The following is a 15,738-nucleotide window of genomic DNA, read 5'->3' as shown; positions in this document are numbered from 1 at the left end:
GCCACCCGGCATCAGAGCCCGGGCGGGCCGGGTCTCTGATATTGTCTCCGGTCAGGTTGGCATCGGCTGCCTGACTAGATCACGGCCGGGTCGCGGAAGCGTTCCTCGTCCAGCTCGCCTTCCCACTTGGCGACCGCCGTCGCGACAGCAGCATCACCGGTCACATTCACGGCCGTGCGGGCCATGTCCATGATCCGGTCGACCGGCAGGATGAAGCCGACCACAATCGCCGTATGCTCCGGCGTCACGCCGAAGGTTTCCAGAACAATGGCGAGCAGGAAGAGCGAAGCGGACGGAATACCTGCCGCGCCGATCGAGACAATGGCCGCCGTGAAGGCGATCATCACATAGTTCAGGAAGGTCAGGTCATAGCCAAAGGCCTGGGCTGTGAAGAGCGCCAATATGCCAAGATAAAGCGCGGTGCCGTCCATGTTGATGGTCGCGCCCAGGGGCAGGACCGAACCGGCGACCGACTTCTTGATTCCCAGATTGTCCGAGGCCGCCGCGATCGTGACCGGCAGGGTCGCCGAGGACGAGGCCGTCGAATACGCCACCGCGATCGGGTCCGTCATGCCGCGGAAGAAGCGCACCAGAGGCAGGTTGAGAATGACGCGGATCAGAATGCCATACGTGATGATCGCATGCGCGATCAGTCCCAGGTAAACGGCGACGATCAGGACAAGGATGGCTTGAAGGGCCTCAAGGCCTTGGCTGGCAGCCGTATAGCTGACCAGCGCGAAAACGCCGAACGGGGCCACTTCCATCACATAGTGGGTGATCTTCAACACGACTTCAGAGGCCGAATTGAAGAGGTCGCCGAGCGGCTTGCCGGCGGCGCCGGTAGACAGGATGGCGACGCCGAGGAAAAGCGAAAAGAAGATGATCGCCAGCACATCGCCGTCGGCGAGGGCGGCAATCGGATTGGTCGGGACAATCTCGAGCAGGCGGTCGGTAATCGACGGTGGGTCCGTATTGACCGCGACAGCCTCGACGCCGGCCAGGTCGACGCCATCGCCCGGGCGGAAAATGGCACCGAAGGTCAGGCCTATCACGTTCGCGAAGAAGGTCGTGGCCAGATACAGCAGGATGGTCTTGACCCCGAGGGAGCCGAGCTTTGATGGCTTGCCCATCGCGATCACACCAGCGACCAGCGTGGTGAAGATCAGCGGAACGATCAGCATCCGGATCAGATTGATGAAGAGCAGGCCGACCGGGCGGATCCATGTATCAATGAAGGCGGTCGCAGCGTCCTGGCCCATCGTGTTCGAGGCGATCAGGCCAAAGGCGACACCCAGCACCAAGGCCGCCAGAACGCGCTGCCACAATTTGATCTTGAACCACCAGCCCATGAAGTCTCTCCCCGATTCAGGTGCGCCGCACGGGCGCGCTGATTTCATCGCACACTAGAGGGTGCGCGGACGGGGTCAATCTTTCGGGGTGGTGGGGCTCAGCTGGCTTTCGCGCTGTAGGCGGCCTTCAGGATCATGGCCGGCATGTTGACAGCGATCCCGGCGATTCCGGCGAGGATCAGCAGCGAGCCAAGCTGGCCGCTACCCAGAAGCAGACCGGTCAGCGCCAGGCCGGCGCCGATCTGGGCCGTGCGGGACACCTGCAGCCACGACACATCGTCATAACTGCGGGCCTTGTTGATCGTATCGCGTGAAAACCAGATTTGTCCGCCGCGGACATCATGGTCCGTGCGACTGGTGCGACGCGGGAGCGGATCGAACGTATGATCTATCATCGACATACGTTCATTATACGGACTTATTTAAAAGATGCAACGGGCCTGTGAGTAACCCCCTTTAGAAGCCGTTTTTCAACATTTTGGGAGTGGGTTTTCAGGCCCACTCCCGCAGCGCACCAAGTGCATAACCTCACCTCTCGGCGGCCATGACAGCGGCGATGGCATTGACGGTGGCGCCGATCCGGACCGCGGCCTGGATCTGGGTCGTGGTCAGGCTGTGCTTGCGCAGTTCGACTTCGTGGCTGTCGATGCAAAGGCCGCAGCCATTGATCGCCGAGACGGCCAGGGACCAGAGTTCGAAATCGGCCTTGTCGACGCCCGGATTGGCGAGAATGTTCATGCGCAGCTTGGCCGGCAGCGTGCCGTATTCCTTGTTCTTCGCCAGGTGGACGAAGCGGTAATAGACATTGTTCATGCCCATGATGGCGGATGCGGCCTTGGCGGCGTTGATCGCCTCGGGGCTGAGACGGGCTTCGGCTTCGGCCGTGATGGCGGCCAGGGTCTTCGGCTCGCCGATGGCGTGCGCGGAGGCGAGGAAGGTGCCCCACTTCTTCTGATCATCGAGATCAGTCTCGCGGGCCAGCGAGGACAGGTTGAGCTTCAGGTCCTTGGCGTACTCGGGAAGCTCGTTCTTCAGTGCATCAAGCGACATGTCGCGCTCCTGTTGTTGCTTTGATTGTGAGACGCATTTGCAGCGTGGGGCGTTTCATCTCCCGGCCGGATAGAGACAGTGTCCAGGGATGTTCGGGGGGAGGGTGCTGGCGGACCCTCGGAGGGGATGGTCCGCCAGCCAGTATCAGATCGTTAGAGCGTGTCGCCGCCGACCGGACGGTTGCACGGGCACAGCTCGTCCGTCTGAAGGGCGTCGAGAACGCGCAGCGTGTCTTCCGGATTGCGACCGACATTGAGATTGGTCACATAGACGTGCTGGATGACATTGTGCGGATCGACGATGAAGGTGGCGCGGTAGGCCACGCCTTCCTCGGAGCGGATGCCGAGGCTGTCGATCAGCGAACCGGTCGTGTCAGCGAACTGCCACATGCCCAGCTTGTCGAGGTCCGGATGCTCGCGGCGCCAGGCCAGCTTGCAGAACTCATTGTCGGACGAACCGCCCATGACGACCGCATCGCGATCGGCAAATTCTTCAGCCAGGTTGGCGAAGGCGACGATCTCGGTCGGGCAGACAAAGGTGAAATCCTTCGGGTAGAAGAAGATGACCTTCCACTTGCCGTCGAAGCTCTCCTGGTTGATCGGCTCGAAGGCCGACTCGCCGTTTTCTTCGTGTGCGTTGAAGCCCGGCTTGACGCCAACAATTTCAAAATCGGGAAGTTTTTCGCCGATACCCAGCATAATGTCTCTCCAGTTGGTCGGGCCAGCCTTGACGCCGGCGTTTGTGGTGGCGCCGATATGCCGCCACCAGATCGATAAATCCAATGGATTGTTTTTGGGTAAGTCATAGGTAATATCAATACCCATGACTCAGCTTCCCACACTCCGACAACTCCAATTCATCATCGCGCTCGCCGAGCATGGCAGCTTCTCGCGCGCGGCGGAGGCTGTCTATGTGACCCAGCCCACGCTCAGCGCCGCGATCAAGGAGCTCGAGACAATACTCGGCACCGTGCTGGTTGAACGCGGAGCACGCGGCGCCGTGCTGACCCCGGCCGGGGAGGTGGTATTGGAGCGGGCCCAGCGTGTGATGACAGAGGCGGAAGACCTGGTGATTGCCGCGCAGGCTGCGGGTGAGCCCCTGTCCGGTCCGTTCAAGCTCGGTGTAATCCCGACGATAGCCCCCTTCCTCCTGCCCCGGGTCCTGCCGGCGCTGCGGACCCGCTTTCCCGACATCGAACTCTTTCTGCGTGAGGATCTGACCGACCGACTGTTCGACGCCTTGCGAGAGCGCCGCATCGACGCGGCGCTGGTCGCGCTTCCCTATGATGCGCCGCTGATCGAAACCCACGCGGTCTGGTCGGATGAATTCCTGTTCGCCGGACCGCCCGATCATCCGTTGGCGGCGCGCGAAAAGCTCGCTCCGGCGGACCTCGCCGAGGAACCGCTGCTGCTGCTGGAAGACGGACACTGCCTGCGTGATCACGCCCTGGCGGCCTGCTCGACGGGCTCGGCGCGATCGGACTTTGCGGCGACCAGCCTGCACACGCTCGTTCACATGGTGAAGTCAGGGCTTGGTGCGACCTTGCTGCCGCGGATGGCGGTCGATGCGGGCCTGGTCGACCGGATGGGGCTGGAAGTGCGGGCCTTTACCCCGCCGGTCGCAGGTCGGGAGATCGGTGTCGCCTGGCGCAAGGGGTCTGCGCGGGCTGAGGAGGCGATCCAGCTGGGCAATGCGATCCGGGATATTCTGGAGAGCCCGGCGGTTGCTGCCTGATCAGGCAGCGAGGAGAGCGGCCAGTTTTTGCCCGCGGATCAGCTCGATCTTGTCGATCGGACCGGACAGTCTGAACGTGTAGCGATCATCCTGGACCTCCGAGTTGTCGGCTGTCATCAGGACAATATGGCCGGTGTAGCCGGCTTCCGAAATCAGCGGCAGGCTTTCCGAATAGGTTTCGATGGGCGGCAACCGACGATCCAGAAACACCAGGTCAAAGCGATCCGGGTTCGCGTCGAGGAAGTGCTCGATGGAGACAAAGCCGGAGACTTCGACCCCGGGGCGAATGGCCGTCGCGAGCTCTCGCAGGATCAGGTGCTCCACGGGGTCATCATCGATGATGGCGAGCTCCATGGCGGTCTCTCTTTTCAGTCTTGCCCAATTGGAGCTTCACCGTATTCGCCGGGATCTCAAATAGATAAGTTATTAACCATGGGCGTTCGACCCGGTGCGGCACCGGGACACGTGACGGCCCTGCGCAGAGAATGTTAGTTTCTGTAAGGACTGAAATTCAGGAAAGCTGTCACCCATGAAACTCTCAGCGCCCATGCAACGCTTCGTCGTCCATTGGGGAGAAATGGGGGCACGCTGGGGGGTGAACCGGTCCATTGCCCAGATCCACGCCCTGCTCTACCTCGCCGAAGGGCCCCTGCATGCCGAAGAGATCACCGACGTGCTTCAGATCGCCCGATCCAACGTCTCCAATTCGCTCAAGGAGCTGCAAACACTGGGACTGGTGAAGCGGGAGCATGTGCTCGGTGATCGACGCGATCATTTCACCGCCACCCATGAGCCGTGGGACATGTTGATGGCAATCGCCGAGGCCAGAAAGCAGCGCGAGATCGATCCGATGATCGATATCCTGCGGGAATGCGCGGACGCTGCTGAAGCCGATCCGGACACGCCGAAACTGGCCATCGAACGGCTGCGGCGCATGGAGGGTTTCGTCACAAACCTGACCGGCTGGTACGCCCAGATCCGCAAGCTGCCCCAGGGCACCTTGATCAAGCTGATGAACATGGGAACGCGGATCGCCCGCTTCGTCGGCGGATGAACAATCGAGGCGGCTAGAACAGCTCGAGCACCTGCTCCGGCGGTCGACCGATCATGGCCTTGTCGCCGTGGATCACCACCGGGCGTTCGATCAGCTTGGGAAACTTCGTCATCGCCTTGAAGAGGGCCTCTTCATCCTCGACAGCCTTCAGGCCCAGCTCACGATAATCCGGTTCGGCCTTGCGCAGCCATTCATGAGCGGAGGCGAAGCCCAGCATTTTCATGACGGCCTTGAGTTCCGCCACGCTGGGCGTGTCTTCCATGTAGTCGCGCACATCGAGCGCGCCGCCACGGGCTTCGAGCAATGCCAGCGTCTGGCGGGATTTTGAACAGCGCGGGTTGTGCCAGATAATCGTCGAATCGGTCATTTAAGGTTCCTCAAGCGCAGCCATGAAAGCCGGTCTTGTGTGGCAACATCAAGTCTTGGCCTGCGTTTAAACTGCATTCCATGACTCAGGAATCATTCCCGCTCGCTGTCGAAAGCAGCGCGCGGGCGGCGTCCAGGTGAAGGCGCTCAACCATGTTGCCGTCCAGCGAAATCACGCCTTTTCCGGCGTTTTCCGGGTCGGCAAAGGCGGCAACGATGCGAGCGGCGGTCTCGAGCTCGCTCGATGTCGGGCCAAAGTAAAGGTGAGCGAGGTCCACCTGACCGGGATGGATCAGTGTCTTGCCGTCAAAGCCGAGGGCCCGCCCCTGTTCCGCTTCCGCGCGAAAACCCTTCGGATCGCGGAACTGGTTGTAGACGCCGTCCAGCACATAAAGCCCGCGGGCGCGGGCCGCGCAGACCAGGTGGACCAGATGGGGAACCAGGGCGATCCGCCCCTGTTCGGAGGAGCAGCGCAGTGCCTTGCACAGATCATTGGTGCCCGCGATCAGTCCGGCCAGGCCCGTCCCGACCGCCCCGGAGATGGCGTTGAGGGCCATCAGGGCCAGCGGGGTTTCGATCATCGCCCAGATCGGGATCGACGAACCATGGGAGCTGAGCGCCGAGCGCGCGGCATGCAGGTCTCCGACCTGTTCAACTTTCGGGAGGATGATCGCGTCGGCCCGGGCGGCAGCGCGGATATCCGCCGCCCCCCACTCGGTGTCGAGCGCATTGATCCGGACAGCCCGGATGGCGCCCGACGATTGCCAGGCAAGCAGCGCCTCATCGACACTGTCACGCGCGGCCGGCTTCTCGTCCGGACCGACGGCATCCTCCAGATCGAGGATCAACAGATCGGCGCCGACATGGGCTGCCTTCTCGATCGCCCGCGGTTTGGATGCCGGGACAAACAGGGCGGAACGGATCAATCGTCGCATCAAGTCGCTTCCGGGGCTTCTGCTCGGTGACGTTTTGGATATAGCATGTTTTCCATGCCGATGGCCCTCATCCTTTCCAGTCATGTGGCCGCTTCCATGGTCGGAGGCGGGGTCTCGCAGCGTGTGATGAATGCTGCCGGGATCGACACCATGCTCGTGCCGACGGTGCTCTACGGGCGTCACCCGGGCTGGGGTCTGCCAGGCGGCGGGCCGGTCGAGCAGGACCTCTTTGAAAGCGTCCTGTCGGGTATTTCCGATCAGGGCCTGCTCGACGTAACCGATGTCGTTCTGACCGGGTATTTCGCCGATGTCGGCCAGGTCTTTGATAGCGCCGCAGTCATGGATGTGGTGCGCAAGGGGCGCCGCATCAACAAGGGCGTGAAGGCTTTCTCGCCGGAGCCCGTTATTGTGGTTGATCCGATCATGGGGGATGCACCGGGCGGCCTCTACGTGTCCGCTGCGATCGCCGCTGCCATCAAGGACCAGTTGATCCCGCGCGCGCATCTGGTGACTCCCAATCTGTTCGAGCTGGGCCATATCACCGGTCGGCCCCTGACCGATCTGGCCTCAATCGTCCGGGCGGCGCGCTCGATGGAGCGGCCGGTTCTGGTGTCGTCGCTTCCCCGGCATGGCCAGATCGGAGTGCTCTATGTCGATGAGCACGAGGCGTGGCTGGTGGTTCATGATCGCTTCCCCAAGGCACCTAACGGGACGGGCGATGCCCTGACGGCCGCTTTCGTCACGCACCTGCTGGCCGGGGAGGACGCAAAAACGTCGCTGGAACAGTCTGTTGCCGCAACGGTCAGTCTCGTGATGCGGGCCGCGGAATGGTCTGCGCCTGAACTGCCGCTGGTTGCGGCGGCGGCGGTTCTGACGGCCCCGCTGGTCACGCTGGAAGCCGAGGCCGTCCAGCTCGCTTGATCGGCAAGGCGGCGCGCGTTAGCCAGACTGTCATGAGCACAGCTACCCTGCCCGCCCTTCACGGTCATGTCGCTCCCGGCTTCGAGCCGGTTGCCGAGGCCTTTCTTGCGAATTGGACCGATCAGGACGAGATCGGCGCCGGCTTTGCCCTCTGTCACGAGGGTGAGATGGTTGTGGAAATCCATGCCGGCTGGGCCGATCGAAAGAAGTCGATTGACTGGGCGGCCAACACGCTGGTGCCGGTCTATTCCACCGGCAAGGCCATCGCGGCGCTGGTGATCGCCCGCCTCGTCGACCGGGGGCTGCTGGCTTATGACGCACCGGTCGCCGACTACTGGCCTGAATTTGCCGCTGGCGGCAAATCCGCTGTGACCGTTGCCCAGGCGCTGTCGCACCAGGCCGGACTGTCAGGCATCGCCGAGGCGATGGATGCCGGTGACTGGTTCGACGCGGCTCTGATCGAAGACAGGCTGGCGCGACAGGTTCCGCTCTGGGAGCTCGGCACCGGTTCCGGCTACCACCCGGTCACCTTCGGCTTTATTGCCGATGCGCTGGCCCGACGAACCGATGGCCGGTCGATCGGCGCCATCCTGCGTGAGGAGATTTGTGGTCCGCGCGGGATCGATTTTCATGTCGGCTTGCCGGAAAGCGAGCATGCCCGCACCGCCGAGCATGCCATGCCAAGACAAGTCCCCGATCTGGGTGAACCCAACCTTCCGCGTGAGCTGGCCTTTCTCAAGCCGTGGTCGTCGCCCGGACGTCGCGGCGCGACCGAATGGCGCAAGGCTGAGTTTCCCGCCGCCAATGCGCATGCGACAGCGGGCGCCCTGGCCCGTCTGATGACCGTTTATGCCGACCACGGCCGCCTTGACGGCAAACGCTTCATCTCCGAGGCGACGCTGGCAGAGCTGGTCAAGGAACGCGTCAGCGGTCCGGACAAGGTGCTGCCGTTCGATCTGTCCTGGGGGGCGGGGGTGATGCGCAATGTGAAGCCGGGCTTTTATGGTCCGACGCCGGAGACCGTTGGTCATTCCGGCTGGGGCGGCTCCTGCGCCTTTGCCGACCCGGTCCGCGGCCTGACCGGTGCTTATGTGATGAACCGCCAGCACCATTATCTGGCAGGAGATCCACGCCCGGTCCGGATTATCGACGCGGTCTATGGCTGTCTTTGAGTCGGGTCAGGCCTGATCGTCTGCCAGCCACGCCAGCGCTTCCTCGCGATTGGTGAAGACGCGGATTTTCGTTTTCCAGCCTTCCCGGGTCATGGCGGCCCATAATTCCGGGATGATGCGCTTGAGATCACTGGCGCAGACCAGCGCGGTCTTGGGGGCGTGGCCCTTGCGATAGCGCTCATTCCACGTCCGCATGAAGGTCTGGTGCGCGCGCATCGCCTCCGGGGTGAAAGTGTCCAGGGACGATTGCTCGCTGATGACCAACAGCATGTCGAAATCGCCGGCCCAACCCGGCATGCCCGGCAGCTCCGCAATCGCATGCCGCAAATTCAGCATGGTCGTATTCGAGCCGAAATCGAGCTCGGCAATCTTCAGTGCGCTGTGCAGAATCCAGTTCGCCTTGCCCATACGGCCCTCCAGGAGACACGATCAAAGCATAATCATATTCAGGTAGTCATCCGCTACTGAATTCGTCGCCGCCCTTGTCAGGCCGGAAACCGCCTCTGCAGCCAGTCGAGCAGATATCCGTTCAGCTCGGCCGGTGCTTCCCACATCGTCCAGTGGCCGCAGCCATCGATGACGGCGAACTCGACATCCTTGCACAGGGCCGGCATCCAGCCCGTGAGCTTCGGGGGCAGCATGAAGTCCAGCTCGGCTGAAACCATCAGGCAGGGCAACGAAATGCGATGGTCGACGCCGCCCATGCGCTGCCAGTTGGCATCAAAATTCCGGTACAGGTTGATGCCCGGGCCAAAACCGGTCTTGCGGTAGGCCTCGGCATAGACGGCGCGGTCTTCCGGCCTGACGACAATCCGCTCTTCCGGACGGCCCGCGAATTTCTCGAACTGGGCCGGGATATGGGTGATCTCCGGAAAATAGTCGTCCAGCCTGCCTTCGCGCGGCGGCGCCCCGAAAATGAAAGCGAAGAAGGCGTCCTCCTTGCCCTCGAAGCGCTGCTCCGCGTAGCCCGGTTGCTGGAAGCGCAGGATGTAGTGATCCTCGCCACCCAGTTCGCGAAAGGCCTCGGTCGGCGCTTGGGATCCGCGCGGCAGATGGGGGGTATTGACCCCGATCACGCCATCGAACCGGTCAGCGGCCAGCATGGCTGCATGCCACGTAATGATCCCGCCCCAGTCATGCCCGATCCAGACCGCCTTGTCGTGGCCCAGCGTGTCGAGCAGACCAGTCAGGTCGGCGATCATCGTGTCGATGTCATAGGCGTCGATGCCGGTCGGGCAATCGGACCCGCCGAAACCGCGCAGGTCGGGCGCGATCACCCGATAGCCGGCTTCGGCGAGCAGCGCGATCTGATTCTTCCAGGAATAGGCCAGCTCGGGCCAGCCATGGACCAGAAGCAGGGGCTGGCCATCGTCAGGTCCGGCGAGATGGACGGAGAGCTCGATACCATTGGTGGCGATCCGCTGGGGAGCCGGAAAATCGGTCATGGGTCAGGCCTTTCGATCCGAAACGTGGTTGTGGATCAATCGATTGGGTTTCTTCAGCAGGAGAGAGTAGCCACTCCGCCGGGTCAAGGGCGCGCGCGCAATGCCGCGCGGCTCAGCCTGCGTCCTCGACAGCGGCCAGCTTGCGGTCGCGACGCATCTGGCTCCAGGCGAAACAGGCCACGCCGGACCAGATCAGCGCGAAGGTGATCATATGGCCGGTCTCGAAAGTCTCGCCGCTCATGATGCCGATCGCGAACTGGATTGAAGGCGCGGTGAACTGAAGCAGCCCCATGGTCGACAGGCGGAGGCCGCGCACGCCGATGGTGTAGAGCAGCAACGGCACCACGGTGATCAGTCCGGATGCCATCAGCAGGCCGGCCTGCAAAGGCGTCTCGAAGAAGTGACCTCCGCCGCTGGCCTGCAACCAGCCGAGCCCGACGATTGCGAAGGGGAGGATGAAGAGCGTCTCCCACAAAAGGCCGACGCGGCCATCAACCGCGGCGACTTTGCGCAGATAGCCATAGGCCGTGAAGGTTGTCGCCAGCATCAGGGATATCCACGGGACCTGGCCGACGGTGATGATCTGGTTGGCAACGCCGAGCGCCGCCAGGGCGATCGCCGCGATCCGCCACGGCCCTAGCGGTTCGCGGAGGATGATCACGCCGACGGCAACGCTCATCAGCGGGTTGATGTAATAGCCCAGCGAGGCTTGCAGCACGTGGCCGGTATTCACGGCGAACACGAAGCCCCACCAGTTGATCGAGATCAAAACCGATGTGGCGAGCAGGGTCAGCAGGGTGCGCCGGTCGGCGAGCACGCCGAGCGCCGCGCGCAACTTGCCCGACAGGGCGAGCGACGCCATCAGCAGCGGCACAGCCCAGATCACCCGATGAAGAATGATCTCCACCGCGCTGGCGAAGCCCAGGGTCTGGAAATAGAGCGGCGAAATTCCCCAGATCAGATAGCCGGTCATGCCCGCCGCGAGGGCCCGACGCATATCGGTCGTTGTATCGGTGGACATGCGGGCTCCTCGGGCAGTGCGATCCGACGCACATAGGTCGCCCGTCACAAAATGGCGACCCGGATTTTGCGCAAGGCGGGTTTGCGCCGCCCTGCGCAGCCGGATCAATGGCTCAGGAGGCCCTTGTTCAGCAGGCCTTCGGCGATCTGCACGGCGTTCAGGGCGGCGCCCTTGCGCAGATTGTCGGCGACAACCCACATCGCCAGGCCATTCTCGACGGTCGGGTCCTCGCGCACGCGGGAGACAAAGGTGGCGAATTCGCCGACGCACTCGACCGGGGTCACGTAGCCCTCGTCCTCGCGCTTGTCGATGACCATCAGGCCAGGGCTTTCGCGCAGGAGATTGCGGGCCTCATCGGCCGACATCGGCGCGTTCAGCTCGAGATGCGTGGCGATCGAGTGGCCAACAAAGACCGGGACGCGGACACAGGTCGCGAACAGCTTGATCTTGGAGTCGAGGATCTTCTTCGTCTCCATCATCATCTTCCACTCTTCCTTGGTGGAGCCGTCTTCCATGAAGACGTCGATGTGGGGAATGACGTTGAAGGCAATCTGCTTGGTGAAGGCCTCGGGGTTCACCGAGTCATTGACGTAGATGCCCTTGGTCTGGACCCAGAGTTCGTCCATTGCGGCCTGACCGGCACCCGACACGGCCTGGTAGGTGGCGCAGTTGACACGCTTGATGCCGACCCGGTCATGGATCGGCTTGAGCGCCACGACCAGCTGGATGGTCGAGCAATTCGGATTGGCGACAATGCCCTTCTTCTTCACGCCGTCGAGCGCGTCGAGATTGACCTCCGGCACGACCAGCGGGACGTCCGGATCCATACGCCAGGCCGAGGAATTGTCGACGACGATGGCGCCGGCCTTGGTAATCTTCGGCGTCCACTCCCTGGACACGTCACCCCCGGCGGACATCAGCACAAGATCGACGCTGGAGAAGTCGAACGTCTCGGCATTCTTGCAGCGCAAGGTGGTGTCGCCATAGGACAGTTCGACGCCCATCGACTTGCGGCTGGCAAGCGCATGGACTTCCTCGGCCGGGAAGAGGCGTTCCGCGAGAATGGTGAGCATTTCCTTGCCCACCGCTCCGGTTGCTCCGAACACTGCAACTTTGACGCCCATTGCCACTTCACCTTTCAAAGACCCGGGAGAAGCCCCCCATTCAGTGTCGCAGCACATAAACCCGCATGCAGGGGCTGGCTAGGATGATTTTGCGGTATGGCGGCCGGAACGCCCGCGGATGGGGTCAAAACAGCCCTGAGCCGCGCCATTTCCCCGGCGGCTGGATCAGTCGCGGGGCGGTCGCTTCATGCGGGCCCAGATGCGCCAGGCGATCAGGCCGACGGTCAGGATCACGATGAGGTCCAGCGCGTTGATACCGAGGAAGAGTGGGGTGATCAGCCGCTGCATCACGCCCCACGGCCCGTCATAGATCGTCTCGCCCTGACGCCAGAAACCCACATAGACCGCTGCCGCGACCACCAGCGCCACCCCGAAGAAGGCCAGCCGGATCATGCCGGCCGGATTGAAGCCGCGACCGGCTTCGGCCTGGCGGTCCCGGTTGCGGCGGGTGCGCTCAAGAAAGCGGCGGCGGGTCATGGTGTGTCCTCGGCCTGTGGCGAGACATCGCTATTGGTTTCGCGAAAAATGTCGAGGGCATCACCGATGTCGACGTCCTGGTCTGCACAGGCGGCGACCGGCTCGCGGAAATTGGCCTGCGAGTGGTTGCTCCAGCAGGCGCCGTTGATGGAGCAATAGCAGAGCTCGATCTGAATATCCCGCAAAGCCGCCTCCATGCCGAGGCCGACATTCTCGCCGCGAATCTCAAAGGAGGTCAGCTCCTCACCGACCGCGAGCACCGAGCCGGGCGCTGACGCGGTAGTCACCGAGTAATTGCCGCCCCGCCCATCAGCGAATTGCGGCAGCTCAAGCGGATGACGGATTTCGACTCCGTTATGGAGGACGCGGAATTCATGGATCAGCGCCGGGCCAAGCCCCTTGTTGGCGAGCGTCAGGCTGGCCGAATTGGCATTCAGCGAAAAAGACGTGTCGACATAGGGCCAGACCGATGTGTCGAGCTGCCGATCAGAGGACCGAAGTTCCAGGAATGCAAACAACAGTGCGATGGCCGACATCGCAACAGCGCCGAGAGAGAGGATGTACTGGTTCCGGTCATGAACGGTCATTTGCAAAGGTCTCCCACGCTTGATTATGCAGCCCCGACTGGAAAGCGCCACTGGAGTTTCATTTGCCTTGAGCCCGATTTCGTGCGCATAAAACCCCGGACGGGCGGCCGAACTGGCCGGACGGAATACTGATCGCCTACCCGATGCCTGTTCATGGTCTTCCATGACAGGGTCCCATCGGACCCATAGACTTCAGCCTTCCCCGACTTTCTACGTCCGTAATATCGGTGTCAGGACGCTGGCACGGCTTCAATTTTATGTCCGGACGCGGGGCATGCATACTGGGAAGGTTCCCTCTAATGGCTACAGGTGTCGTTAAATTCTTCAACCAAAGCAAAGGCTTTGGCTTCATCACCCCGGACGAGGGCGGCGATGACGTCTTCGTGCACATCTCTGCCGTCCAGGCCTCTGGTCTGCCGGGTCTGAGCGATGGCCAGAAAGTCTCCTTCGAAACCGAGCCGGATCGTCGCGGCAAGGGTCCGAAGGCGGTTGACCTGCAGCTTGCCGACTAAGGCAGTTCAGGGATCGCAAGATCTAGAAGGCGGCGCGGAGCGAAAGCTCCGCGCCGTTTTTCTTTGGGCAGCCGTCTTTCCTTTTGCCCCTGTCTGTTCGCGCCGGTCAGGCTTGACACACTAGTCCCCGCTCATCTCCGAGCGAACCCGCAGGGCGGTGGCCGGGAAGTCGGCAAACACGCCATCCACACCGAGGGCGTAAACCTGCCGCAGCTCGGTCTCGACATCGACGCCCTCTGCGACCGGGACATCGTCACGGAAGGTCCAGGGGTGGACGGCGAGGCCGAGGGCGTGAGCCGCGGCGACAAAGCCGGTGTCCCCGCCATCGGGGGTGATGATCAGCGACTTGCTCGGACCGACCCCGTCGGCAAACCCGGCCGCATCGGCGAGCGCCACGGTGGGGGTGAGCGGGTCCGCGGTCGGATCCAGCTCGATCATCGGGAAGACCAGCATCAGCAGCGGGGTCTCGACCTCACCATCCAGCCGGGCGAGAAATTCCGGTTCGAAACACTGGATCGATGTTGAGGCATCAGCGCCATCAAGATCACGCTCGCGCAGGATGCGGACGAGTTCAGGCAGGGGGTCGAGGCCGATCGCGGCGAAATGACCCGGCACTTTGACTTCCGGTTCGGTTCGCACGCCGTGGGCAGCGGCCAGGTCCAGCACCTCTTCAAAGGTCGGAATCAGGAACTGATCATTGAAGCTCTGGTCACGTTGCGGCCAGGGCTGGCGAGCGCGAAGGGTGCGGATTTCCTCGAAGGTGAAGTCCTCCACCCACCAGTCGGTTTGATCGCCCTGGGTGCGCCGTCGGTCGGCGAATTCGGGGTGGTCCGCGACATCGGTCGTTGTCGAGAGATAATGATCGTGGCGGACCACGAGCACGCCGTCGGACGTCATGACCAGATCGGGCTCGATCACATCAGCGCCCTGTTCGATCGCCAGCGTGTAGCCTTCAAGGGTGTGTTCCGGGCGCTCACCGCTGGCACCACGATGCGCGATCACCAGCGGGGCTTGGCCGTTCAACGTCGTCCAGACGTGTGGCATTTGCGCGTCCTCGGCTGGTGTACAGGCCGCTAGGCCCGCCAGAATCCCAATGCCCATAAAGATTTGTCGCATGGCCCCCTCCCGGTTTCGGCTTTGATACACTAGCCTGTGCCGGTATCGCACGGGAGTGACAAATGCGCGACAGGACCCGGTTTGACGAGTTGGCCGATGCGGCCGAGCGCTATGGCGTTTGCTCCCTGGATAATTATGCGGTGATCCGCTCCGTGGCGGAGAACATCTCCACAGGGTTTTGCCGCTTCCTCGGGGCCGAGGACGGTATCTGCGTGTACCTGGTGCCGCCCGAGGGGGAATGGACGCCGCAGCCCTACCAGTCCGGAGCCTTCTCGGTTTCCGGGGCCGGCTTTCTGCCGCTTGGGGCTATCGGCTTCGGGCTTGCGGTAAAGGTGTCGCGAACCGGCGACTGGACCCGCCTCGTGCTGAGCTGCGCCAAGAAGGGTCATCATGTCGAGATTTCGATCATGAACGGCCCGGTCTTTGATCTCGAACTGCCGGTCGAGGACGCCGACCTCACGACCGTGTTCGAGCGTCTGCATACCCACCTGATCGCCTGGTTCAGCGATCAGGCGGATCTGTATGAGAATGGCGATTATGGCGGGCGTATGATCGGCTTCGAACTGGTGCATGCCGAGCCGGGTGCCGGGCCAGGGGCGGGCTAGACGAGGAAGCCGCTGACAAGGCCCGCGACTCGCGCGCCGCCCTGGCCTAAAAGGCCCGAGCCGATCATGCCGGCCCCGCCGACCAGGCTGATCAAAAGGCTGGTCAAGAGCCGGCGCCGGATCACGAAGCGGGCCACCAGGCCTGCGAGCGAGACGGCCTTGTCGGTCCCCAGGACAGCCACGGGGCCGCCGATGGCCAGGGCCGCGAGGAATGATGTCAGGGCCAGTTGGGCCTCGTGCGGCAGGGTTTCCATTTCAGCCTCTCCGGGT

The 15,738-nt window shown here is 62.8% G+C and carries 21 protein-coding genes; 6 read left to right on the top strand and 15 right to left on the bottom strand.

The features are described 5' to 3' along the window. Positions 1 to 74 precede the first annotated feature (74 nt). The 4 genes from AAA969_RS14070 to AAA969_RS14055 all read right to left on the bottom strand — a co-directional run bounded on the left by AAA969_RS14070 (position 75) and on the right by AAA969_RS14055 (position 3,097). On the bottom strand, positions 75 to 1,349 hold the full coding sequence (locus tag AAA969_RS14070; RefSeq protein ID WP_338246807.1) for a dicarboxylate/amino acid:cation symporter: 1,275 nt from the start codon (positions 1,347 to 1,349) through the stop codon (positions 75 to 77). 98 nt (positions 1,350 to 1,447) lie between these two features. Next, a complete protein-coding gene (locus tag AAA969_RS14065; protein WP_338246805.1) occupies positions 1,448 to 1,744 on the bottom strand; it encodes a hypothetical protein in 297 nt (98 codons plus the stop codon). 133 nt (positions 1,745 to 1,877) lie between these two features. Beyond that, positions 1,878 to 2,399 (bottom strand): carboxymuconolactone decarboxylase family protein, encoded by a 522-nt coding sequence (locus AAA969_RS14060; protein WP_338246803.1) that lies wholly within the window; start codon positions 2,397 to 2,399, stop codon positions 1,878 to 1,880. Between the two features lie 152 nt (positions 2,400 to 2,551). Then, positions 2,552 to 3,097, bottom strand: a complete 546-nt coding sequence (locus AAA969_RS14055; protein WP_425325059.1) for a peroxiredoxin — start codon at positions 3,095 to 3,097, stop codon at positions 2,552 to 2,554. 124 nt (positions 3,098 to 3,221) lie between these two features. Here AAA969_RS14055 and AAA969_RS14050 point away from each other — a divergent pair, with 124 nt between their 5' ends. Next, complete coding sequence (locus AAA969_RS14050) at positions 3,222 to 4,133, top strand: hydrogen peroxide-inducible genes activator (protein ID WP_338246799.1); 912 nt, start codon at positions 3,222 to 3,224, stop codon at positions 4,131 to 4,133. Here the strand turns inward: AAA969_RS14050 and AAA969_RS14045 are convergent, their stop codons facing one another. Then, the gene (locus AAA969_RS14045; RefSeq protein ID WP_338246797.1) at positions 4,134 to 4,487 is read right to left on the bottom strand and encodes a hypothetical protein; all 354 of its coding nucleotides are present in this window, start codon (positions 4,485 to 4,487) and stop codon (positions 4,134 to 4,136) included. It abuts the gene before it with no gap. 175 nt (positions 4,488 to 4,662) lie between these two features. Between AAA969_RS14045 and AAA969_RS14040 the strand changes: the two genes are divergently transcribed. Continuing rightward, a complete protein-coding gene (locus AAA969_RS14040; RefSeq protein ID WP_338246795.1) occupies positions 4,663 to 5,187 on the top strand; it encodes a GbsR/MarR family transcriptional regulator in 525 nt (174 codons plus the stop codon). Positions 5,188 to 5,200: 13 nt separating this feature from the next. Here the strand turns inward: AAA969_RS14040 and arsC are convergent, their stop codons facing one another. Both arsC and AAA969_RS14030 read right to left on the bottom strand, forming a co-directional pair. Continuing rightward, on the bottom strand, positions 5,201 to 5,554 hold the full coding sequence (gene arsC, locus AAA969_RS14035) for an arsenate reductase (glutaredoxin) (protein WP_338246793.1): 354 nt from the start codon (positions 5,552 to 5,554) through the stop codon (positions 5,201 to 5,203). A gap of 85 nt (positions 5,555 to 5,639) precedes the next feature. Next, entirely contained in the window at positions 5,640 to 6,488 is an 849-nt protein-coding gene (locus tag AAA969_RS14030; protein WP_338246791.1) for an HpcH/HpaI aldolase/citrate lyase family protein, read from the bottom strand. A gap of 45 nt (positions 6,489 to 6,533) precedes the next feature. Between AAA969_RS14030 and AAA969_RS14025 the strand changes: the two genes are divergently transcribed. Together AAA969_RS14025 and AAA969_RS14020 are read left to right on the top strand one after the other, a co-directional pair. After that, a complete protein-coding gene (locus AAA969_RS14025; RefSeq protein WP_338246789.1) occupies positions 6,534 to 7,409 on the top strand; it encodes a PfkB family carbohydrate kinase in 876 nt (291 codons plus the stop codon). Positions 7,410 to 7,441: 32 nt separating this feature from the next. Beyond that, positions 7,442 to 8,581 carry a serine hydrolase domain-containing protein gene (locus AAA969_RS14020; protein WP_338246788.1) on the top strand — a complete coding sequence of 380 codons (1,140 nt, stop codon included), beginning with the start codon at positions 7,442 to 7,444 and terminating at the stop codon, positions 8,579 to 8,581. A 6-nt stretch (positions 8,582 to 8,587) separates the two neighbouring features. Here AAA969_RS14020 and AAA969_RS14015 read toward each other — a convergent pair whose 3' ends face one another. The 6 genes from AAA969_RS14015 to AAA969_RS13990 all read right to left on the bottom strand — a co-directional run bounded on the left by AAA969_RS14015 (position 8,588) and on the right by AAA969_RS13990 (position 13,235). Further along, on the bottom strand, positions 8,588 to 8,989 hold the full coding sequence (locus AAA969_RS14015) for an STAS/SEC14 domain-containing protein (RefSeq protein WP_338246786.1): 402 nt from the start codon (positions 8,987 to 8,989) through the stop codon (positions 8,588 to 8,590). Positions 8,990 to 9,066: 77 nt separating this feature from the next. After that, the gene (locus AAA969_RS14010; RefSeq protein ID WP_338246784.1) at positions 9,067 to 10,026 is read right to left on the bottom strand and encodes an alpha/beta fold hydrolase; all 960 of its coding nucleotides are present in this window, start codon (positions 10,024 to 10,026) and stop codon (positions 9,067 to 9,069) included. Between the two features lie 112 nt (positions 10,027 to 10,138). Next, complete coding sequence (gene rarD, locus AAA969_RS14005; protein ID WP_338246782.1) at positions 10,139 to 11,047, bottom strand: EamA family transporter RarD; 909 nt, start codon at positions 11,045 to 11,047, stop codon at positions 10,139 to 10,141. A 104-nt stretch (positions 11,048 to 11,151) separates the two neighbouring features. Continuing rightward, positions 11,152 to 12,171: an aspartate-semialdehyde dehydrogenase gene (locus AAA969_RS14000; RefSeq protein WP_338246780.1), complete on the bottom strand. Its 1,020-nt coding sequence runs from the start codon at positions 12,169 to 12,171 to the stop codon at positions 11,152 to 11,154. A 165-nt stretch (positions 12,172 to 12,336) separates the two neighbouring features. After that, entirely contained in the window at positions 12,337 to 12,648 is a 312-nt protein-coding gene (locus AAA969_RS13995; protein WP_338246778.1) for a hypothetical protein, read from the bottom strand. Beyond that, a complete protein-coding gene (locus AAA969_RS13990; RefSeq protein ID WP_338246776.1) occupies positions 12,645 to 13,235 on the bottom strand; it encodes a hypothetical protein in 591 nt (196 codons plus the stop codon). The genes AAA969_RS13995 and AAA969_RS13990 overlap by 4 nt, the downstream gene beginning before the upstream one ends. Before the next feature lie 299 nt (positions 13,236 to 13,534). Between AAA969_RS13990 and AAA969_RS13985 the strand changes: the two genes are divergently transcribed. Next, positions 13,535 to 13,747: a cold-shock protein gene (locus tag AAA969_RS13985; RefSeq protein ID WP_291843620.1), complete on the top strand. Its 213-nt coding sequence runs from the start codon at positions 13,535 to 13,537 to the stop codon at positions 13,745 to 13,747. 120 nt (positions 13,748 to 13,867) lie between these two features. Here AAA969_RS13985 and AAA969_RS13980 read toward each other — a convergent pair whose 3' ends face one another. After that, positions 13,868 to 14,863 carry a glycerophosphodiester phosphodiesterase family protein gene (locus AAA969_RS13980; protein ID WP_338246772.1) on the bottom strand — a complete coding sequence of 332 codons (996 nt, stop codon included), beginning with the start codon at positions 14,861 to 14,863 and terminating at the stop codon, positions 13,868 to 13,870. A 62-nt stretch (positions 14,864 to 14,925) separates the two neighbouring features. On the opposite strand from AAA969_RS13980, the gene AAA969_RS13975 reads away from it, so the two are divergent. Next, complete coding sequence (locus tag AAA969_RS13975; RefSeq protein ID WP_338246770.1) at positions 14,926 to 15,468, top strand: hypothetical protein; 543 nt, start codon at positions 14,926 to 14,928, stop codon at positions 15,466 to 15,468. Here AAA969_RS13975 and AAA969_RS13970 read toward each other — a convergent pair. Beyond that, complete coding sequence (locus AAA969_RS13970; protein ID WP_338246769.1) at positions 15,465 to 15,722, bottom strand: hypothetical protein; 258 nt, start codon at positions 15,720 to 15,722, stop codon at positions 15,465 to 15,467. The two genes, AAA969_RS13975 and AAA969_RS13970, sit on opposite strands and share 4 nt — an antisense overlap. Positions 15,723 to 15,738 lie beyond the last annotated feature (16 nt).

The sequence above is a fragment of the Maricaulis maris genome, from assembly GCF_036322705.1.
In the GTDB taxonomy this organism is placed as follows: domain Bacteria; phylum Pseudomonadota; class Alphaproteobacteria; order Caulobacterales; family Maricaulaceae; genus Maricaulis; species Maricaulis maris_B.
This window is presented reverse-complemented; position numbering and strand designations above follow the sequence as displayed.